The 19,186-nt window shown below is 69.8% G+C and carries 19 protein-coding genes; 9 read left to right on the top strand and 10 right to left on the bottom strand.

Translation table 11 applies throughout. The features are described 5' to 3' along the window. Positions 1 to 8: 8 nt before the first annotated feature. Positions 9 to 761, top strand: coding sequence for a DeoR/GlpR family DNA-binding transcription regulator (locus AB0E56_RS03715; RefSeq protein WP_359796749.1), 753 nt, complete (start codon positions 9 to 11; stop codon positions 759 to 761). On the opposite strand, the gene AB0E56_RS03710 is transcribed toward AB0E56_RS03715, so the two are convergent. Together AB0E56_RS03710 and AB0E56_RS03705 are read right to left on the bottom strand one after the other, a co-directional pair. Beyond that, positions 740 to 916 carry a hypothetical protein gene (locus AB0E56_RS03710; protein WP_359796748.1) on the bottom strand — a complete coding sequence of 59 codons (177 nt, stop codon included), beginning with the start codon at positions 914 to 916 and terminating at the stop codon, positions 740 to 742. The two genes, AB0E56_RS03715 and AB0E56_RS03710, sit on opposite strands and share 22 nt — an antisense overlap. A 157-nt stretch (positions 917 to 1,073) precedes the next feature. Further along, a complete protein-coding gene (locus AB0E56_RS03705; protein WP_359796747.1) occupies positions 1,074 to 1,811 on the bottom strand; it encodes a MerR family transcriptional regulator in 738 nt (245 codons plus the stop codon). A gap of 61 nt (positions 1,812 to 1,872) precedes the next feature. Between AB0E56_RS03705 and AB0E56_RS03700 the strand changes: the two genes are divergently transcribed. From AB0E56_RS03700 to AB0E56_RS03675, 6 genes are all read left to right on the top strand, one after another. Further along, positions 1,873 to 2,319 (top strand): DUF6194 family protein, encoded by a 447-nt coding sequence (locus AB0E56_RS03700; RefSeq protein WP_359796746.1) that lies wholly within the window; start codon positions 1,873 to 1,875, stop codon positions 2,317 to 2,319. Then, a complete protein-coding gene (locus tag AB0E56_RS03695) occupies positions 2,316 to 2,849 on the top strand; it encodes a putative immunity protein (protein WP_359796745.1) in 534 nt (177 codons plus the stop codon). The genes AB0E56_RS03700 and AB0E56_RS03695 overlap by 4 nt, the downstream gene beginning before the upstream one ends. Positions 2,850 to 2,902: 53 nt before the next feature. After that, positions 2,903 to 3,580, top strand: a complete 678-nt coding sequence (locus AB0E56_RS03690) for a response regulator transcription factor (RefSeq protein ID WP_359796743.1) — start codon at positions 2,903 to 2,905, stop codon at positions 3,578 to 3,580. Between the two features lie 16 nt (positions 3,581 to 3,596). Further along, a complete protein-coding gene (locus AB0E56_RS03685) occupies positions 3,597 to 4,889 on the top strand; it encodes a HAMP domain-containing sensor histidine kinase (RefSeq protein WP_359796741.1) in 1,293 nt (430 codons plus the stop codon). 79 nt (positions 4,890 to 4,968) lie between these two features. Continuing rightward, the gene (locus AB0E56_RS03680) at positions 4,969 to 5,823 is read left to right on the top strand and encodes a hypothetical protein (RefSeq protein WP_359796740.1); all 855 of its coding nucleotides are present in this window, start codon (positions 4,969 to 4,971) and stop codon (positions 5,821 to 5,823) included. 19 nt (positions 5,824 to 5,842) lie between these two features. Beyond that, positions 5,843 to 6,070: an RNA-binding S4 domain-containing protein gene (locus AB0E56_RS03675; RefSeq protein WP_359796739.1), complete on the top strand. Its 228-nt coding sequence runs from the start codon at positions 5,843 to 5,845 to the stop codon at positions 6,068 to 6,070. A 50-nt stretch (positions 6,071 to 6,120) separates the two neighbouring features. Here AB0E56_RS03675 and AB0E56_RS03670 read toward each other — a convergent pair whose 3' ends face one another. Together AB0E56_RS03670 and AB0E56_RS03665 are read right to left on the bottom strand one after the other, a co-directional pair. Next, positions 6,121 to 6,534, bottom strand: a complete 414-nt coding sequence (locus tag AB0E56_RS03670; protein ID WP_359796738.1) for a hypothetical protein — start codon at positions 6,532 to 6,534, stop codon at positions 6,121 to 6,123. Then, positions 6,531 to 7,439: an RNA polymerase sigma-70 factor gene (locus AB0E56_RS03665; protein ID WP_359796736.1), complete on the bottom strand. Its 909-nt coding sequence runs from the start codon at positions 7,437 to 7,439 to the stop codon at positions 6,531 to 6,533. Before AB0E56_RS03665 ends, AB0E56_RS03670 begins: the two co-directional genes overlap by 4 nt. A 216-nt stretch (positions 7,440 to 7,655) precedes the next feature. Here AB0E56_RS03665 and AB0E56_RS03660 point away from each other — a divergent pair, with 216 nt between their 5' ends. Beyond that, the gene (locus AB0E56_RS03660; RefSeq protein ID WP_359796734.1) at positions 7,656 to 8,411 is read left to right on the top strand and encodes an SDR family oxidoreductase; all 756 of its coding nucleotides are present in this window, start codon (positions 7,656 to 7,658) and stop codon (positions 8,409 to 8,411) included. 43 nt (positions 8,412 to 8,454) lie between these two features. Here the strand turns inward: AB0E56_RS03660 and AB0E56_RS03655 are convergent, their stop codons facing one another. The 6 genes from AB0E56_RS03655 to AB0E56_RS03630 all read right to left on the bottom strand — a co-directional run bounded on the left by AB0E56_RS03655 (position 8,455) and on the right by AB0E56_RS03630 (position 18,157). Further along, entirely contained in the window at positions 8,455 to 10,932 is a 2,478-nt protein-coding gene (locus tag AB0E56_RS03655; protein ID WP_359796733.1) for an FG-GAP-like repeat-containing protein, read from the bottom strand. Between the two features lie 51 nt (positions 10,933 to 10,983). Further along, entirely contained in the window at positions 10,984 to 12,498 is a 1,515-nt protein-coding gene (locus AB0E56_RS03650; RefSeq protein ID WP_359796732.1) for a hypothetical protein, read from the bottom strand. Then, entirely contained in the window at positions 12,491 to 15,025 is a 2,535-nt protein-coding gene (locus AB0E56_RS03645) for a family 78 glycoside hydrolase catalytic domain (protein ID WP_359796731.1), read from the bottom strand. The genes AB0E56_RS03650 and AB0E56_RS03645 overlap by 8 nt, the downstream gene beginning before the upstream one ends. Before the next feature lie 64 nt (positions 15,026 to 15,089). Then, positions 15,090 to 16,358 carry an extracellular solute-binding protein gene (locus tag AB0E56_RS03640; protein WP_359796729.1) on the bottom strand — a complete coding sequence of 423 codons (1,269 nt, stop codon included), beginning with the start codon at positions 16,356 to 16,358 and terminating at the stop codon, positions 15,090 to 15,092. Positions 16,359 to 16,400: 42 nt separating this feature from the next. Beyond that, complete coding sequence (locus AB0E56_RS03635) at positions 16,401 to 17,225, bottom strand: carbohydrate ABC transporter permease (RefSeq protein ID WP_359796727.1); 825 nt, start codon at positions 17,223 to 17,225, stop codon at positions 16,401 to 16,403. Next, positions 17,222 to 18,157: a sugar ABC transporter permease gene (locus AB0E56_RS03630; RefSeq protein WP_359796726.1), complete on the bottom strand. Its 936-nt coding sequence runs from the start codon at positions 18,155 to 18,157 to the stop codon at positions 17,222 to 17,224. Before AB0E56_RS03630 ends, AB0E56_RS03635 begins: the two co-directional genes overlap by 4 nt. Before the next feature lie 159 nt (positions 18,158 to 18,316). Between AB0E56_RS03630 and AB0E56_RS03625 the strand changes: the two genes are divergently transcribed. Further along, positions 18,317 to 19,183: an AraC family transcriptional regulator gene (locus AB0E56_RS03625; protein WP_359796724.1), complete on the top strand. Its 867-nt coding sequence runs from the start codon at positions 18,317 to 18,319 to the stop codon at positions 19,181 to 19,183. The last annotated feature ends 3 nt before the right edge of the window (positions 19,184 to 19,186 follow it).

Genomic DNA, 19,186 nt, shown 5'->3' with positions numbered 1-19,186 from the left:
GGAAACATATGCTCGCTGCTCAGCGCAAAGATCACCTGCTCGACCTGCTCGCCCGGGACGGCCGCGTGGTGGCGAAGACCGTCGCCGACGAGCTGGGCGTGTCGGAGGATGCGATCCGCCGCGACCTCCGCGATCTCGCCGAGGAGGGGAAGCTCGTGCGGGTCTACGGGGGCGCCCTGCCGGTGCCCACCGTCGAACGACCCGTGAGCGAACGCCGGGATGTCGCCACCGAGAGCAAGGAGCGTGTCGCCCGCCGAGCGGTCGAGCTCATCCGCCCCGGGGCCACCATCGTGCTCGACGCCGGGACGACGACCCTCGCGCTGGCGCGATCGCTGCCGTCCGGCCAGGACCTCACCGTCATCACGGCCAGTCCTGCCGTGGCGCTCGCGGTCGCGGAGCACTCCGACGCCAGGGTGATCATGGTGGGCGGAGAGCTCTCCCGCCATTCGATGGTCGCCGGCGGCGCGCTCGCCATGGAGGCGCTCCAGCACCTCGCGGCGGATGTGTTCTTCCTCGGCGTGACCGGCGTCGACCCGGCGCACGGTCTGACAACGGGCGAGATCGACGACGCCGTGGCGAAGCGGGCTCTCGCGTCGCGCTGCACCGAGACGGTCGTGCTCGCCAGCGAGGAGAAGATCGGCGTCGCCGCGCGCTACCCGGTTCTGCCGCTCGACGCGGTATCCGCGATCCTCACCGATCCACTCGACGCGAACCCTCTCGCGGCAGAACTCGAGGCACGCTACGACTCCCCGCGGTGGTGAGCCGAGCCGAACTTCTCCCGATCCTTCCGGGGCGGGTCGGCCCTGTCGATCCGCCAGAGCACGAACGCGACGACGCCGAGGAGGATGACGAAGAGCACCTCGCTGGAGATCTCGAACACGGTCGCGGCACCCGCGATCGCTGCGACGGAATTCACATCATCCTCCGACTTGCCTCGCCCTTCGCGTCGTGATCCGCCACGGGCTCGTTATCGATCCGTTACATATGTAGCAGCGGGCGAAGCGAGGGAACAAGCGCGGAGCGCGTGCGCATATCGATATGCCAGGGTGAACGCGGCGAGACCACCGCGACCGTCACCTCGCACGCAGGAGCTGACCGTCGGAGTCGGCGGTGACGAGCAGTGCGTGCAGGTGCCCGGCCGCAGCGAGGAGGGCGACGCTGCGGCGGGTCAGGGCCGCGAGCCGCTCCGCGAGGATGCGCTGCACCTCGCCGGTGTGGGCGTGCGCGCGCACCTCGACGAGGATGCGGGAGACCGCGGGGATCGTGTAGCCCCCGGCCCGTAGCGCCGCGACGATCCGCGCCTCAGTGATCGCCGCAGACCCATACGACCGCACGGACGACACGCTGCGAAGCGGATGCACCACCCCCTCACGCTCCCAGTGCCGCAGGGCCGACGGCCGCACGCCGAGCGCCTGAGCGAGCTCGCCGATCGTCATCGCATCGCCCTCATCGAACGCGTCGTCGGCTTCGTCCAGGGCGACGTCGAGTCCGCGCAGAGCCTCCGTGACGCGAGAGCGCTCGGCCGCGATCTCGGCGTGCAGCACGTCGATCCGCTCCGCCGCCCTGTCGACCGATGCCACGACCAGCTCCGGCATCAGGCGCCTCGCCGGCACGGGACCGATCGCCGTCGCCATCGCGCGGTACGCCAGCAACGCCGACTCGTGTCGAGGCCCGTAGCGGCGATACCCGTTCGATGCGCGTTCGGCGGGCGGGAGGACGCCGAGCCGTTCCAGGTCACGCACCTGCTGCGTCGAGTAGCCGGCGACGGCACCGAGCGTCGCCGTGGTGAACTCCACTTGAGGGTTTCGCATCTTTATCCCCACTATCTCGGCATTTAAGTCCACATAAGCACTCCACCCTCACTCTTGAAGCATGGAAATGCACGAGATCATCGAAACGGTCCGCGGCTTCGACGGCGCCCTCGTCGTCAGTCCGCAGGAAGGCGACGCGTTCCCCCCGCTGTCCTGGGGCGACGCCTACTTCTACCACGCCCCCGACGGACGGATGCCCGAGCGCACCCAGCCCTACGGGACCATCATCACGAAGGACTACCCCGACGACACGTCGTCCGCACTGAGCACCCCCGGTCGGTTCCGGGTCAACATCCACGTCGGGCGCGCGCAGGCCGACGCCCTCTGCCCGACGGAACCGGAGCCGACCGCGGTCGACGTGTTCCGCCGGCATCCGCTGTACGGCGCGTCGGGATGGGTGTGCGTGATCGACCCGGCGGAACGGACGGGCGCTGTCGTGCTCTCCCTGCTCCATGCCGCTCACGCTGCCGCACGAGCGCGCACCCGGCGCCGCGAGGAACGCGCATGACGACGGTGCAGGGCATGACCGAGGCCGACCGACGGATCGTCGCCGCATGGGCCGCCGACTGCGCCGAACGGGTCCTGCCCCTGTTCGAGGCCGAGGCGCCGGGCGATGGTCGTGCCCGCGACGCCATCGCCAGGGCCCGGGCGTTCGCACGAGGTGAGCTCTCCGCCGCAGGCGAGATCCGCCGACGTTTCGTCGCCGGCCGCGCGGCACGCAGCGCGACGTCGCGTGCAGGTGCCGCCGCCGCCCGCTCCGCGGCCCAGGCCGCCGGCGTCGCGCACATGGGAGCCCACGCGCTCGGTGCCGCCGCCTACGCCGCTGTGGCGGTCGAACTCGCGCACCCCGAGGACGCGCGCACCCGCAGGAACGAGGTGGCGTGGCAGCTCGAGGCACTCCCGCCGGACGCCGCAGCCGCGCTGAGGCGCCTGCCACTCGTGGGGGAGGATGCCGCGGGCCCCCTCGGTCCCGGGCTTCTGGCGTCGGGCACGCTCGGGACGGTGATCCGCGAGATCCAGGCGCATCTCGGCACCTGACCGGTGGCGAGCGCTTCAGCCCCGATTCAGCGTTCACCGGCCACACTGGAGGAATGCGGATCCTGGTGGTGGACGACGAGGTGCGCCTCGCCGAGGGGGTGCGCCGTGGGCTCGAGGCCGAGGGCTTCGCCGTCGACGTCGCCCACAACGGCGTCGACGGGCTGTGGCGAGCGCGGGAGACACGGTACGACGCCATCGTTCTCGACCTGATGATGCCCGGCATGAGCGGGTGGAAGGTGTGCGAGGCGCTGCGCGCGGAGGAGAACTGGACGCCCGTGCTGATGCTCACCGCGAAGGACGGCGAGTGGGACCAGGTCGAGGCGCTCGAGACCGGGGCCGACGACTACGTCACCAAGCCGTTCTCGTTCGCCATCCTGGTCGCGCGGCTGCGAGCACTCGTCCGGCGCGGGGCGGTCGCACGCCCGGCGATCCTCGAGGCTGGCGATCTGCGACTCGATCCGGCCGCGCACCGCGTGTGGCGCGGCGACACCCCGGTGTCGCTGACCGCACGGGAGTTCTCGGTGCTCGAGCACCTCATGCGCCACCGCGGTCAGGTGCTGTCGAAGCGCGCCCTGATCGAGGGCGTCTGGGATGACGACTTCGACGGCGACCCGAACATCGTCGAGGTCTACGTCGGCCATCTCCGCCGCAAGCTCGACAAGCCGTTCGGGCGCGAGGCGATCGAGACCGTCCGCGGTGCGGGCTACCGACTGGCGGCAGACGGTGGCTAGCCGGGGCTGGCGCTCGGTGCGCGCCCGGACCACACTCGGAGCGACGGCCGTCGTCGCGGTGGCCCTGCTCGTCGGCGCCCTCTCGTTCTACGGCGTGCTCAGCGCGAGCATGCACAGCAGCACCGAACGCGCCGCCGAGCAGCGGCTCGAAGAGCTCGCGGACCGCGCGGGAGGCCCCGGCGGAAAGGGCATCGATGCGCTCGACGACGAGATCATCCAGATCATCGGGCCGGATGGCGCCGTGCGCGCGGCGAGCGAGGACGCGCGTGACGCGCTCGGCTCGACCCCCCTCCCCCTCGACGACGATCCGCAGACGATGACCGTCGACGGCGACCGCGTGCTCGTCGTCTCGGAAGACATCGAGGGAGACCGGACCCTCGTGCTCGCCGTGCCGATGGACGACGATGCGGAGACCCTCGCCACGGTCGCCACCCTGCTGGCCGTCGCCGTGCCCGTCCTGCTGCTGCTCGTGGCCGTGACCACCTGGCTGGTGGTCGGCCGCGCCCTCCGCCCGGTCGAACGCATCCGCGAGGAGGTCGACGGCATCACGGCTGACCGCCTGCACCAGCGCGTCCCGGTGCCGGAGACGGCGGACGAGATCGCCGCCCTCGCCACCACCATGAACGGCATGCTGGATCGACTCGATGCGGCGGCCACCGCGCAGCGCCGCTTCGTGTCGGATGCCTCGCACGAGCTGCGGTCTCCGCTCGCGACCATCCGTCAGCATGCCGAGCTCGCCCAGGCGCACCCCGACGTCACGAGCATCGCCGAGCTCGCGGAGGTCGTCTCGGAAGAAGGTCTCCGCCTGCAGGGGATCGTCGAGTCGCTGCTGCTGCTCGCCCGCCTCGACGAGGGCGCCGGCACGAACGCGGAGGCGGTCGACCTCGACGACATCGCGCTGGGCGAGGTGCGCCGGATGCGGGCAGCCGGACTCGACGTCGACGGCTCGGGGATCCATGCCGCCAGGGTGCACGGCGACCCGCGCCTGCTCGGCCAGCTGGTGCGCAACCTGGCCGACAACGCCGTGCGGCACAGCCGGGGTCGGATCGCGATCGGCGTGACCCCCGCGGGAGGCCACGTGTTCCTCACGGTCGAGGACGACGGCGCCGGTGTCCCCGCCGCGGAGCGCGAGCGCATCTTCGAACGCTTCGTGCGCCTCGACGAGGCACGCAGCCGCGATGCCGGGGGCAGCGGCCTCGGCCTCGCGATCGCGCAGGGCATCTCGACCTCCGCGGGCGGGCGCCTCACGGTCGACGACTCCCGCTGGGGCGGCGCCCGGTTCGTCCTCACCCTGCCTCTCTCCGCCTGAAGGTGCGGATCGCCGGATCCTGAAGAGGTCTTCAGGACGCTTCAGCGAGGCTTCAGCGCTCGCGGGAGACCATCGAGACATGGACGACAAGACACCCACCCCCGACCAGACGCCCGAGTCCACTCCCGAGAGCACCCCGGATGCGCAGACCGTCCCCGTGACCTCGGCTCCGGCCGCCGCGACGACCTCGACCGGCTCCGGCTCGCACCCCACGTCCCCCGCCCCTGGCGACGCCCCGGCCCCCGCCCCCGGCGACGCCCCCGCCGCGAAGCCCGGACGCAAGCGCGCCCTGCTCATCGGCGGCGGCATCGCTGCGGCTGTGATCCTCGCAGGAGGCGGCGTCGCGGTCGGTGCGGCGATCGGAGACGAGTTCGGCGACGACGACGACCGGCCGTCGATGTCCGACGGGCCCCGCCACGACGACGACCGGCACGACGACCGCCCCGGCGGCGACCGGCGGGATGACGACGGCCCCGGTGACCGCGGCTCCTCGGAGGGCCGCGGACCCGTCACCGGAATCGGCACCGCGTCCGCCGATGACCTGATCGAGATCGCGGATGCCGCACGTGGCGCCGCCGACGGCGAGGTGACCTCGATCGATGCGAAGCGCGACGGCACGTGGGAGGTGGAGCTCACGAATGCGGCGGGCGATGAGGCCGAGGTCAGAGTCGAGGAGGACCTGTCCGCATCGGTCATCTCCACCGACAAGGGCGACGGCGACGACACCGGGCCCGCGCTGAGCCTCGACGACGACACGATCCGCGCTCTCGTCACGGCCGCCCTTGCCGAAGCGGACGGCATGATCACCGACCTCGATGTCGACGCCGATGACGTGAGTCCCTACGACGCCTCGGTCCTCGCCGCGGACAACCGCTCCGTCGACATCGATCTCGACGCCGAGTTCGCGGTCGTCGGCACCGACATCGACGACTGAGTCGCGTTAGCATTCAGAGATGACCACCCCGGATCGGATCGACGACATCTCCATCGGCGGTGAGGTGATCCGGCTCGGGCAGTTCCTCAAGTTCGCCGGCCTCCTCGACTCCGGCGGAGACGCCAAAGAGGTCATCATCGACGGCTACGTGACGGTCAACGGCGAAGTGGATCGCCGTCGTGGACGCCAGCTCCGCGACGGCGACCTCGTCTCGTTCGAAGGCCGCACCGTCCGCGTCCGCCCCTGACCGCGCGGACCGCGGCGGGAGGCCTCGCCGGTCGCGGCCGACGGTGACGGTCAGCCGCGATTCCAGTGCCGGAGCTTGTCCGGATTGCACACCACCCACACCCGCGCCAGCCGTGCCCCGCGCGTCTCGGCGGTCACCGCGGCGAACACCACGCCGCCGCGGGAGAGCACGAACCCCGGGGCGCCGTTGATCGACGCCGTTCGTGCCGCGGACTCCCCCGATGTCGCCTCCGCCGACGCCACCTCCGCCAGAACGGTCGCTGCGTCGCAATCCCCTTCGACCGGACGCCTCATCGCGTCGACGATCCCGCCGCTGTCGACGATGACGACCGCGTCCGGGCGGAGCAGTTCACGGATCCCCTCCGAGTCCGCCGCCAGCATCCGCTCGGCGAGACGCTCCATCGTCACCGGGTCCACGACACCGCGATGGCCCGGACTCCGCCACGGACGACGCTCCGCGGTCATACGTCGACCGCGGTGACGTGGCCGAGCTTCTGCGGGCTCATCACCCAGAGGAGCTGGAGGATCCCGTCGGCCGACGTCGTCACGGTGACCATCGTGGTGACGACGCCGTTCTCGATGAGTGTCGCCGCCGGCTGCCCGTTGACGTGCACCCAGCCGATCGACTTGCCGGTCCAGAAATGGTGCGCGAACGCCGCGACGAACTTCGCCACCCTTCCCCGCCCGATCACCGGGATGCGTGCGGCGAGCTTCACGCCGTTGCCGTCCGTGTAGCTGACGACGTCTTCGGCGAAGAGCTTCTCCAGCTCCTGCGCGTCTCCGTGCTGCGCCGCGCTGAGGAACGCCTCGAGCAGGCGCCGCTGGTCCGAGGGCGCGACCGTCGACTGCCGCGCGGAGGCCAGGTGACCCCGCGCGCGGCTCACGAGCTGTCTGGCGCTCACCACGCTCGTCGAGATGACCTCTGCGATCCGAGGGTAGGGATAGTCGAAGGCCTCGCGCAGGATGTAGGCGGCGCGCTCGGTGGGTGTCAGCTTCTCGAGGGTCAGCAGGATCGCGAACTGCAGGGCCTCCGCGCGCTCGGCGCCGAGCGCAGGGTCGTCATCCGTGTTCACGGGTTCGGGCAGCCACGGCCCGATGTAGGTCTCGCGGCGCGAGTGCGCGGACTGGAGGACGTTGATCGAGAGCCGCGTCGCGATCGTCGCCAGGAACGCCGCCGGCTCGGCCACCCGCCCACGGTCGGTGTTCTGCCACCGGATCCAGGTGTCCTGCACGATGTCTTCCGCGTCGGCAACCGTGCCGAGCATGCGGTAGGCGATGCCGAACAGACGCCGGCGCTGCTGCGCGAACACCTCCACCGCGTCGTCGAGGTCGTCGCGTTGCGGGCTGCGGTCGTCATCCGTCGAGCCCATGGGCCGGATCTCCTTCTCCTCAGCCGTCCGTCGCATCCCGTCCGCCCCATTCTGGCCTCTGTCCTGCGTGCAGAGCGCCGTCGACAGCTCTGACCGTCCAGCCGCCGGTTCTGTGACACCGCGTTCCCGTCACACATCAGCCGTGTCACACCCGGGGCGCGACCCCGGTCATATCTGTAGGCGCCACAGGGTGCCGCTCAAACGAAAGGCGTGGACATGGCAAAGATCGTCGTCATCGGAGGCACCGGCCTCATCGGCTCGAAGGTCGTCACGAAGCTCAGGGAACACGGCCACGAGGCCGTCGCGGCGTCGCCCAACACGGGAGTGAACTCCCTCACCGGCGAAGGGCTCGCCGAAGTGCTGGTCGGCGCGGACACCGTCGTGGACGTCTCCAACTCGCCCTCGTTCGCGGCGGACGACGTGCTCGAGTTCTTCACCACCTCGACCCGCAACCTGCTGGCCGCCGAGGCTGTGGCCGGGGTGACCCACCATGTCGCCCTCACGATCGTCGGCACGAACCGGCCGCAGAGCATCCCCTACTTCGCGGCGAAGGTCGCCCAGGAGCAGCTCATCCGCGATTCCGGCATCCCGTACTCCCTCGTGCACGCGACGCAGTTCTTCGAGTTCGTGGGGAGCCTCGCCGACATCTCGACCGAGGGTGACACGGTCAGCCTGCCCGGCGCCCTCATCCAGCCGATCGCCGCGGAGGACGTGGCGACAGCCGTGGCGCGCACCGCCGCCGGCGCCCCCTCAGGGGACTTCGAGATCGCGGGGCCCGAGGCGTTCGGCATGGATGAGTTCGCCCGCCGCGCACTCTCGTTCCGCGACGATCCCCGCACGGTCGTCCGCGACGACAGCGCCCCGTACTACGGCGCGCAGATCGACGAGCGCACTCTCATCCCGATCGAGGGCGCGCACATCTTCGAGACGACCCTCGAGGAGTGGCTGCCGCTGAACCCGCCGCGCGCATGACGTGCGCCGAGTGGGGGCACGTGCTGCGCCCCCACTCGACGCCCTACTGGTACGTCACGGTCGCATCCCACGCGGTCGTGTCGTAGGCCGCGGTGCTCCGGGCCTGGGTGACGAACACCAGCCGGTCTCCGGCCGCGAGGGTCACCGGCACCCGGAAGGTGCGGGCCGAGGCGTTCGTCAGGGTCAGCCCCGTGGTCCCGCTCGGCCAGATCTGGGTGTTGTTCTTGAGGATGCGCACGACCACCCCGTCACCGCCCGCGTCGGGCTTCGAGACGACGCCGGTGACCGTCGCACTCCCGGCGGCGGGGGCGACGTAGACGCGTGCGGCGTCGGCGCCGACATCCGGGTGCTGCGTGTCGGACCGGATCTGAGACCATGTCGCCGTCCCCTTCCAGCGGGAGTTCGCCGCATCCCACGTCATCGGAGTGATCACGCGCGAGCCGCTCGGATACGTCCACTGCTCGTACGACCACCCTCCCGCGCCCTGCGTGGAGCCGAAGTCGGACTTCGCATGGTGTGCGGCCTCGGGATGCTTGAGCTGACGCACGAAGTCCTTCGTCATGTTCCAGTACATCGAGTTGTCCACCACCCCGTCGGTGTTGATCCACTTCTCGGCGGGCGCGACCAGACCGCTCGTGTCGGCGACCTGCACCGACGTCTCCTCGGCGAACTCGTTGAACGAGTTGATCACCACGCTCTCGGGTGGCGTCGGCCGGTCGAGGATCCGCCGCCAGGTCTTCTCGATGTAATAGAGCCCGTTCTGACGCGAGACGGGCGTGTAGCCGGGGATGTTGTTGTTCCACCCCGGCATGGTGAGCATGACCTCGTCGTTCGACGGCGATCCGTCAGGGCCGAGCTGCCAGCCGTACTCGCCCGGCAGAGCGCTCGACGCGAAACGCACGGTGAAGTGATTCGACGCGCTCTTGTCGCCGGTGTACGCGCGCCACGCATTCTGCGTCGAGACCGGCGCATAGACCACGAGAAGAGGCTTCCCGTCGACCTCGTGATAGTGCTCAGGCCCGCCGATCGCAGGATCACCGGCGAACTCAGCCCAGGTCTGCGCGGCCTCCTGCTCGATCGTCACCGGGGTGCCGGTCCACTGCACGCGGCCGATGGCGAAGGCGTACCGGATGTCGCGTTTCGAGGGCTGCGCGTTGTGCACCGCGATGCGCGCGGCGACATCCGCAGCGCGGTTGAGGATGGCGCCGCTGACGTTGTTCAGTCCGTTCGTCTCGTCGAGCAGGAGCCAGTCGATCTCGGCACCGGAGATCGTGTTCAGGTGCTCGTCGATCACCGCGGGGTTGCCGCTGTCGTACGTCTGGTAGCTGCCGAGCGTGTACGGCACGTACCGGATCGCCGGCTTGCCGGGGAACCCCGCCCAGGTGTTCGTCGACACGGTGTCCGCCGTGCGATAGCGCTGGGCGTTCCACGTTCCACCGCCGACCCCCGCGGTGAAGGCGACGGTCGCCTTCCACCCGTACCGGTCGCCGGAGATGTTGCCCTGCATCAGCCGAGTCGCCCCCACACCGAAGCCCGTGTGCAACGGGATGTTGTCGGGCGAGATGGCCTTGAGCGCGCGATCGTATTCGCGACCCATGAGGTCGCCGCCGACACCGTCGCCCGTCACGTCGGCGTTGAAGTACACGTAGGGCTCCGCGTAGCCGTCGCCGTTGCCATCCGTGACGAACTGGTCGTTCGACCCGATGCCGTGCGTGGTGGTCCAGGCGGCTGCGGTGCCGAACGAGCTCCCGGTCGACGGCGTCGTGTACCAGGATCCGTCCCACGCCGCGAAGTACACCGCGTCCGCCTTGCCGTCGCCCGTCGCATCCGCGAGGAACTGGCGGGTCGTGTTGCCTCCGAAGCCGGTGCGCCACGTCGTCGGTGCGGCGAAAGCCGAGCCCGACGAGGTCCCGACATGCCACGTCCCGCTGTTCACTGCGCCGGAACCGTTGGTGAAGGTGGCGAGATCCGCGCGCCCGTCTCCAGTCACGTCGGCGACGAATCGAGCGTTGGCGCCCGCCCCGGTGTTCGCCCTCCAGAGCGTGTACTGCTGGAACGACGTGCCGGATGAGAGGGCGACGTACCAGTCTCCCGGCTGCCCGTCGCCGTTGCCGTCGGCGGAGAAGTAGGCGATGGCATCCGAGCGTCCGTCGCCGTTCACGTCGGCCATGAACCGCTCGCTCGACCCTGACCCGTGACCGGCGACCCAGGCGGTCGGCGCCGCGAACCCGGTTCCGGTCGACAGGCCGACCCGCCACACACCGGACGACTCGAAGGTCACGGCGTCGTCCTTGCCGTCTCCGTTGACATCAGCCAGGAACTGACTCGCGCTGGCGGCGCCGTGCCCCGTCGCGGAGGTGATCGGAAGGGCGGGGACCTTCGAATACCAGGTGGCGTACCAGATCCCGACATCAGGCACGTCAGGATCGGCGACGGCCTCGGCGGTGGCAGGGGGCGACACCGTTCCCGCGCCGACGAGCGCGAGGGCGGCGAGTGCCCCGAACAGGCTGCGATATCTCATGTGCTCTCCTTTGAGCGTCCGGCATCGGTGCCGGTCCGGTTCCGGTCTTTCTCAGCGCCGCCTCTCGGCGTCGGATGCGAGGTCCAGGCGCGGGCCGTCCGCGCCGGGGAAAGTGCCCGTGAACTCCGACAGGAGTCGCGGCGGCGCCTCAGGGACGTCGAGGTCCCGCACGCGGAGCACGGGGCCCATGCGCTCGACCTCGACACCTTCGACCTGCTCGCGACGCAGCGGGAAGGCGAGGTCGACGGTCTGCGTGGCGCCGACCCGCGCCGGGAGCGACACCGTACGCGTCACCCCTTCCATCACGACCTCGACCACGAAGTCCGCTGCCGTCTCCGGCGCGTCGACGACGGTGAAGGCGACGGTCGCCTCGCGCGGAAATCGCGTGATCTGGCGGATGCCCCATCCGCCCGCCTCCGTGCGCGCGCGGTGCGTCCCGGAGTACAGGTCGCGCACCACCAGCGCATCGCCGTTCCACACCGCCGCGGTCTCCCGGCACTCGAGCAACCCGATCGCCCCGCGGATGGTGCAGCACCAGTGCGCATCGGGCTCGATCGCCCGGAGCACCGGGTCGCTCGGTGTGGCGATCGTGTCCAGACCGAAGCTGCCGTCGAGCCGCTCGGCGAACGCCAGCCCGTTGTGGGCGATCCGGGCGATATCCGTGCGGTAGCGTTCGTCGCCGGTGAGGGCGTGGAGCGATCCCGCGACGCCGACCGAGTCGACGATCGCGCACGGCTCCGTCCAACTGTCCGGTCGGCCGAACCAGTTGAACGTCGCGTGGTTGAGCGTGCGGGCCTCGCGCGCGTACGTGTCGTAGAGCGCCATGGCCGTCTGCCCGGACTGCTCGTCGCCCGTGCCGACGGCCCAGTCAGCGAGGTTGCGTGCGGCGGCGAGCACGGCGTGCAACTGCGCCTTGTGCGCGACGACGTCCAGTGTGCTCACGGTCTGCGTCAGCTCGACGATGAGAGCCCCGAGGTCGGATCGACCGCCGTGCAGCGCCGCCGGCACGAGCGCGTTCAACGACAGGAGCACGCACCACACGTCACTCGACACCGCCCAGCCGTCGATCACCTCGGTGGCGGTACCCGACGGAGCGCCGCCGAACGCGGGGATGACGCGCTCCCACGGATAGTCGCGTCGCCGAAGAGCGGGCGCGATGAGCGTGTCGATCACTCGGAGCGCCGCCCGCCGGGAGCGGTCGTCACCGGTGACGTGGAAGAACTGCAGCAGGCCGGCGGCGACCCAGCCGTGACAGGCGACCTGCTGCTCGTCGAGGATCTCCCCGACCTCGGGACCGAGGTATCCGCGCGGCGTCAGGGCCTCGAGCATGGCCTCGTTCAGGAGGGTCGCGCGCTCGAGTGTCGGCATCCCTGCACGTGCATACCGGGCGAGAGAGAGCAGGAGGCGTCCGGCCAGGTCTCCCGGCCAGTCGCTCGCGAGAGTGCTCTGCATGACGGCGCTCACCTCGTAGTCCGCTCGGAGCAGTCGCTCGACCGAGGCTCGGAGCGCACGGTCCTCGTCGAGTGCCGACACGAACTGCGGGGCGTGGGGACGGACGTCAACCATGAGTGCTCACCTCGACGGCGGTTGCGGGGATGTCGGAGTCGTCCGTGACGTACTCGTGCCGACCGGGCTCGATATCGTGCGGCGCGACGCCCGGGATCAGGACTCTCGCCCGACCGTCCGTCGGCACGTCGATCTCCACCCGCACGCGGTGCCCCTCCCGCTGCCACGCCACCCGGTAGGTGCCACTCGCCGAGTGGTAGACCGACGAGGCGCTCGGCACGGCTGCCAGGAAGACCGGAGCGATCACCGCCGCCCGCCAGGCGACCGACGTGGGGCTCTGACGCAGACCCGCGACGTCGCTCTGCAGCCAGTGATCGATCATCCCGAGCATGAAGTGGTTGTTGGACCCCTCACCCACGGCCAGCCGCTCGGCCGACCAGGTCTCGGCGAGCGCCGTCACTCCGCGGGAGAGCTGCATGCCGTATCCCGGAACGTCGGTACGCGCGATCGTACGGTGGACCAGTTCGGCGTGCCCGCGGCGGTGCAGCATGTCGACGAGCAGGGCGAAGGTGACCTCGCCGACCGTGAACGCGCCGCCGTCCGCCTCGATGCGCGCGAGCAGCTGCCCGAACAAGGCATCGGCCGCCGCGGAGTCGCCGCGCTTGCCGGCGATGTCAGAGAGGATCACGAGTTCGGTCTGGCCTGCACCCGGACGGGGGCTCTCGTATCGACGCAGCGCGCGGAGGACGACTCGGATCTGTTCCCTCAGGGCCGCCGCCCAGACGGGATCACCGACGACCCCCGCGACGACCTCGGCGGCTTCGAGCACGCGAAGGTAGCCGTGAGAGGCGACGAGCTCACGGGGCGCGGTCGCGTCGATCGCGATCCAGTCTCCGAGGCCGAAGTCGATCAGTCCGGCCACCGCGCGACTGTCGAGATACGCGACGTACGCCTTCATCGCCGCGATGTTGTCCTCGAGGACGCGCAGGTCGCCGTACTCGCGGTAGTGCGCGAGCGGAAGGTGCACGATGACGCCGCCCCAGTTGACGTCGAACCGGAAGGCATCGTCGTCGCCGAGATAGCCGTGGCCGCTGAAATCGACGAACTCGGGGACGATGTTCGGAATGGCTCCCGAGGGCAGCTGTGCGACGTTCGCGTGGTGCAACATGTCGCGCAGGTGCGCCTCGACGTCGTAGCCGCGGGCGATCGCGTCGAAGCAGAAGTGCAGCTGTTCCAGCCAGCCGAGCTTCTCGCGGTGCGGGCAGTCGGTGAAGACGCTGTGCATGTTGCCCTGCACGGCCCGGTCGATGACATCGTGCAGCCTCTGCAGGAAGGGGTCTCCGCTCTCGAACCGTCCCGCTCGCGCATTGGCGGCGCGAACGACGTGGGCACTGACCTCCGCTCCCTCGGCCGGGCCGCGGAGTTCCACGTACCGGAAGCCGTGATAGCCGAAGCGCGGCGACCACGACCCGGAGTCTCCTGCCGGGATGCGCACGCTGTCGAAGATCGGCGTGCCCGTGCTGTCCTGATCGACCCCGTCGGGGCCGATCAGCTCGGCAGGGTGCAGCTCCAGGACGCGGTCGGCGGGGTGGGGCTGCCACCGGACCTCGGGCACACCCGCGAGATTCACCCCGAAGTCGACGACGCGTCCCCGGGCCCCCTCCCAGGAGGATTGCTCCTCTCGGGTCTCCACGACGGCGAGCGGCGGATGCTCCGGCCACCAGATCCGCGTGGCACCGCCGTCGACGGCCACGGCGGCTGCGGCATCTGCGAGGTCGTGCTGCCAGGGCTCGATGCCGGCCGCGTCGAAGTCCTCGCCGCCGTACCAGTGCGCGGCGGTCGTCGCGCCTCGACCCGTGCGCGTCCGGCCCGGCGCGGTCGTGGTCGTCCGGGTGCCGTCCCCGAACTGCTCGATCATGGCGAGCAGCCGCGGGGCCTGATGCTGCGCGACGAACTTGCTGTAGCGTGCCGGGTCGTCGGAGATCCAGTACGGCCCTGATGCGATCTCGACCGTCACCGTGTGGGGTCCGGGATCGAGCGGGCCGAGGTCATGCGTCGCCGCCGAACACTCGGTGCGCAGGTCGCTGTATCCGGGGCCGAGCACGCCATCGGCCAGGGACTGACCGTCGACGCGCACCTCGACCACGCCGGGTGCGGCGAGGTGCAGGAGTGTCCGGGTGTCGGAGGGCCGTGAGTCGATGGCGAACGCGAACCACACGGTGCGGTCGTCGCGCTCGGCGCGCGCGATGGCGACATCGGGGTGGGCGACCCACTCCGCACCTGCGGCGGCGAGATCCGGGGCCGTCGTGAAGCCACGCCGGGCGCTCCATCGTGTTCGCCCGTCGCGCTGCACGCCCACCCGCCATCGCACCAGGCGGCTCGTCGGTCGGGGCAGCACGATCGATCGCGCGTCTGCACCCAGCACGTGCGGAAGCTCGTCGGTCGATCCGCCCTCGAGTTCCACGATGATCGTGTCGTCGGGCCGCAGCGGTTCGTCGGCGACCCAGCTCAGACGCACCGACGCCGAGTCGACGCCGAGTGGAGACTCGAGCCCGTTGACGCGCAGGCGGGAAAAGGTGTTCGGCATCAGCTCGTTCTCCGTGAGGACGGGCGTGAGGTGGCGCGCCAGGCACGGCCCGCCACCTCACGGGCTAGTTGTCGGCGAGGTCCTTGGCGAAGGCCGCATCGAGCCGCTTCGCCGCCGCCTCCGGCGAGTCCGACCCGAGGATGACCGTCTGGCTCACTTCGTTCAGCTCGAGCTGGGTCGCCGTCCCTGGCCATCCCTGGTCGGGCCACGTCGCCGTCTTCCCCGACACGACGTACTCGAGGACCGTCGCCTGGTTCGGGCTGTCGGGGGTGAACGAGTCGTTGGGCAGCGAAGGAGCGCCCTTCGACGCGGTCGCGTACGCGTTCTGTGCGTCTGCGGTCGCCAGGAAGTCGATGAAGACCTTCGCGGCCTCCTGGTTGTCCGACTTCGCGTTGATGCCGAATCCCGACGAGTCGGCCGCGGCGAGGTAGTTGTCACCCGAATCGTCGACGGGGAAGGCCGCGATCGAGAAGGTGGTGCCCTCGGGGGCGACCTCTTCGAGCGAGGTGGTGTCGGAGAAGGCGAACGTGGCGAGCGCCCGACCCGTCGCGACCTGTTCGAAGGAGACGTTCCACTCGGTGCCGGTCGGTCCTTCGTTGAAGCATCCGGCGGCGAGCATCTCCTGCTGCATGGCGAAGGCGTCCACCCATGCGGAATCGGCGAACGACTCCTCGCCGTCGATCTGCGCGACCGTGAAGTCGGGGTTCGGTCCGTAGAGCAGCGGCGCCAGCATCGCGTAGCTCGGGACGGCGCTGCCACCCTTGAGGAACATCGTGTAGGCCACCTTGCCGGCGTCCTTCGCCGCCGCGCAGAGGTCGAGCACTTCGGAGTACGTCTCCGGGATCTCGAGGCCGAGCTCCTCCATCGTCTGGTCGTTGTAGACGGGTCCGAGGCCGAGCGCGCCGATGGGAACCGACAGCAGTTTGTCGCCGTTGCCGAAGAGATTGTTCTGCGTCGGGGACAGCTCTCCTGCCCACTCGGCACCGCTGAGATCGACGAGCTGCGCGGCGTCGTCCAGGGGGACCACGCTCACGACGTTGCCGGCGCCCGGGAACGTGCGGATGACGTCGGCGGCGGTGCCGGCGGCGAGACCCGTGCGGAGGAAGGTGGGGTAGTCGCTGCCGCCGTCCTGGATCTCGACGGTGATCGCGGGATGAGCCGCCTCGAACTCGTCGACGACCGCCTGCAGCGGCACGACGTTGTCGGTGGCGATGGTGAGCGTCGTCTGCTCGCCGGCCGAGCCCGTGTTCGCGGGTTCGTCGGAGGTCGAGCAGGCGGTGAGGGCCAGGACGGCGACGATGCCGACAGCCGCGGGTGCACTGCGTTGTAACATGCGGGTTTTCCTCTCGGGTGGGGCAGGGGGGGTGGCTGAGTCTCAGCCCTTCAGACCGCCGGCGAATCCCTGGATGATGTACTTCTGCAGAAGGAAGTACGCGATCAGGATCGGGGCGGCTGAGATCAGGAGCGCGGCGAAGACCGCCGGCCAGTCGGCATAGTAGGTGCGCACGAATCCGCTGATGCGCACGGGCAACGTCTCGTTGCCGGTCCCGGAGAGGAACAGCAGCGGGATGAAGAAGCTGTTCCAGATCGAGATCACGTTGAGGATCGCGACGGTGCCGATCGCCGGCCGCAGCAGCGGGACCACGATGTGCCAGAAGGTTCGGATCGGGCCGCATCCGTCGAGGGACGCCGCTTCTTCGAAGTCGCGGGGAGTCTCGCGGAGGAACATCGTGATGATGAACACGGCGAACGGGATCGAGCTGCCGGCCCCGGCCAGGATCACCGAGAGCAGGCTCCCGTTGAGACCGAGGTCGCGCATGCTCAGGAACAGCGGGAGCACCCCCAGTTGCGCGGGCACCACCAGTCCGATCATGAAGAGGTAGAACATGCCGCGGGACCAGCGGGATCCGAGCCGTGCCAGAGGATAGGCGGCGAGCGAGGCGGCTACGAGCACCAGCAGGATGCTGGCCACCGCCACGACCGCGCTGTTCATGAGCGCGGCGCCCAGGTGGCCGTCCTGCCACGCACGGCCGAAGTTCTCGACGCTGTACTGGCCCGCGATGACGAAGGCCCCGGTCGGGTTGTGCGGCGCCTTGAGCGAGAGGTTGACGAGCGCGAAGAGCGGGAGGAGGAAGACGGCCGCGAGCGCCCACAGAGCGATCTCGAGCGACAGGGTGCGTCCCGTGTAGCGATTGATCATCGGTCGACCTGCTTCGAGGTGAGGCGGTATTGGATCGTGGCGAGCACCGCGACGACGATCGCCATCACGGTGGCGAGGGCGGTGGCGTATGGCACATCGCCTCCCTGGAACCCGACCTTGTACACGACGGTCGAGATGGTCTCGGTGGCCCGCGCCGGTCCGCCTCCTGTCATCGCGTACACCTGGTCGAACTGGGCCAGCCCGTTGATGAGCGTCAGGAGGAGGTTGATGACGACCGCGCCGTTGATGAGCGGGAGCACCACGGAGAAGAACCGGCGGACGGGCCCGGCGCCGTCGATCACCGCCGCCTCGATCACCTCCGACGGCAGGGACTTCAACCCGGCGAGGTAGATGACCATCGAGAAGCCCGTGAACTGCCAGAGGTAGGCGACGCATACGGCCCCGAGAGCGAACTGCGGGTCACCCAGCCAGTTCTGCTGCAGCGAGTCGAGACCCAGAGCTCCGAGTACGGCGTTGACACCGCCCGTCGGTGCGAGCAGATAGCTCCAGATGTAGCCGCACACGAGCGGTGTCAGCACGACGGGAGCGAAGAAGATGGTCCGCAGCACCCCGCCGCTCTTGACGACCGTGTTGAGCGCCAGAGCGAGCAGCAGACCGAGGACGTTCTGCAGGACCATCGTGATCGCGGCGAACACGAAGGTGTTCAGCAGTGCCGCTGTCGCCAGGGGATCGGTGAACACCTCGACGAAGTTGCCGAAGCCGATGAGATCGAAGTCGGGACTGATGCCGTCCCAGTCCGAGAACGCGAAGACGGTTCCCCGCGCCGAGGGCACCAGGGTGACGAAGGCGTAGAGGAGGAGGGCCGGAACGATGAACCAGAGGGGGACGTGCGCGCCGCGCCACCGCCGTCGGCGGGGCGCTGCGAAGGCGCCGCTCACCGGTGGTGCGGTCTTCTGTTCGGCATTGAACATGCGTGTACTGCTCCCTGATGTCTCGCGTCGTCGCCCAGCGGGTGATATCGACAATCCTGTCCGGCACCATGGGCGGCCTGCCAGCACGATGCTGCTCATCACTAGCACGATCCTGCCGCGTGTCTTCCCAGACATCCTCCGCTATGCGAAAGTGAGCGGGTGGTTGTCCGCTACCCGTCCATCCAGCGCTACGAGGTGTTCCGCGCCGGCGCCCTCCCGATCGCCTCCAACGACGTGCCCGCGCTCGGCGGCATCCCCGAGCACACGCACGACTACCTGGAGATCGCCGTCGTCTCACGCGGCACGGGTGTGCATGTGACGCGCGAAGGTCGCCGCCCGCTGCGGCACGGGTCTGTGATCATCATCCGTCCGGGCTCCTGGCATGCGTATCGCGACACGGATGACCTGTGGACCTTCAATCTCTATCTGGCCCCGGAGCTGCTGCTTCGCGAACTCTCGTGGATCGTCGAATACCCGGATCTCGCGCGGGCTCTGCTCGGCGGCGAACCCAATCTCGGGGAACTCGACGAGGAATCGTGCTTGCAGGTCCTGGGCTGGCTCGGTCAGATCATGCAGCACTCGCGCTCCACGCACGCACCGACTCTGATCGGATTGGCGACGTGCGTGCTCGACTCGTTCAGCGCACTCGCGCTCTCCCCGCAACCGGCCACGGATAGCACGATCGCACGCGCTGTCATCACGATGATGAATCTCATGCAGGACGATCTCAGCGCACGCTGGACCATCGCCGACCTGAGCAAGGCCGCGAACTTCTCCCCTGCCGTCGTGCACCGTGTCTTCAAGACGCACGTCGGCATCTCGCCCATGGCGTGGCTCACCCGTGCACGGGGCGAAGCCGCGGCGACGCAGCTCGCCCTCACCGACAAGCACGTCTCCGAGGTCGGTCAGGCCGTCGGATGGGACGACGCGAACTACGCGAGCCGCCGATTCCGCTCGCTGTACGGCCTCACGCCCAGCGAGTACCGGAGCCGCTTCCAGCGTGAGGATGCCGCGATGCTCCGGTGACAC

Origin of the sequence: Microbacterium sp. NPDC028030, assembly GCF_040637855.1 — a bacterium.
In the GTDB taxonomy this organism is placed as follows: Bacteria; Actinomycetota; Actinomycetes; order Actinomycetales; family Microbacteriaceae; genus Microbacterium.
This window is presented reverse-complemented; position numbering and strand designations above follow the sequence as displayed.

Coding starts and splice junctions, on each gene's coding strand:
- AB0E56_RS03695 (WP_359796745.1), top strand. CDS start 2,316: ATGACGACGGTGCAGGGCATGACCGAGGCCGACCGACGGATCGTCGCC.
- AB0E56_RS03640 (WP_359796729.1), bottom strand. CDS start 16,358: ATGTTACAACGCAGTGCACCCGCGGCTGTCGGCATCGTCGCCGTCCTG.
- AB0E56_RS03665 (WP_359796736.1), bottom strand. CDS start 7,439: ATGGGCTCGACGGATGACGACCGCAGCCCGCAACGCGACGACCTCGAC.
- AB0E56_RS03650 (WP_359796732.1), bottom strand. CDS start 12,498: ATGGTTGACGTCCGTCCCCACGCCCCGCAGTTCGTGTCGGCACTCGAC.
- AB0E56_RS03670 (WP_359796738.1), bottom strand. CDS start 6,534: ATGACCGCGGAGCGTCGTCCGTGGCGGAGTCCGGGCCATCGCGGTGTC.
- AB0E56_RS03700 (WP_359796746.1), top strand. CDS start 1,873: ATGGAAATGCACGAGATCATCGAAACGGTCCGCGGCTTCGACGGCGCC.
- AB0E56_RS03645 (WP_359796731.1), bottom strand. CDS start 15,025: ATGCCGAACACCTTTTCCCGCCTGCGCGTCAACGGGCTCGAGTCTCCA.
- AB0E56_RS03675 (WP_359796739.1), top strand. CDS start 5,843: ATGACCACCCCGGATCGGATCGACGACATCTCCATCGGCGGTGAGGTG.
- AB0E56_RS03705 (WP_359796747.1), bottom strand. CDS start 1,811: ATGCGAAACCCTCAAGTGGAGTTCACCACGGCGACGCTCGGTGCCGTC.
- AB0E56_RS03630 (WP_359796726.1), bottom strand. CDS start 18,157: ATGTTCAATGCCGAACAGAAGACCGCACCACCGGTGAGCGGCGCCTTC.
- AB0E56_RS03660 (WP_359796734.1), top strand. CDS start 7,656: ATGGCAAAGATCGTCGTCATCGGAGGCACCGGCCTCATCGGCTCGAAG.
- AB0E56_RS03715 (WP_359796749.1), top strand. CDS start 9: ATGCTCGCTGCTCAGCGCAAAGATCACCTGCTCGACCTGCTCGCCCGG.
- AB0E56_RS03680 (WP_359796740.1), top strand. CDS start 4,969: ATGGACGACAAGACACCCACCCCCGACCAGACGCCCGAGTCCACTCCC.
- AB0E56_RS03635 (WP_359796727.1), bottom strand. CDS start 17,225: ATGATCAATCGCTACACGGGACGCACCCTGTCGCTCGAGATCGCTCTG.
- AB0E56_RS03655 (WP_359796733.1), bottom strand. CDS start 10,932: ATGAGATATCGCAGCCTGTTCGGGGCACTCGCCGCCCTCGCGCTCGTC.
- AB0E56_RS03690 (WP_359796743.1), top strand. CDS start 2,903: ATGCGGATCCTGGTGGTGGACGACGAGGTGCGCCTCGCCGAGGGGGTG.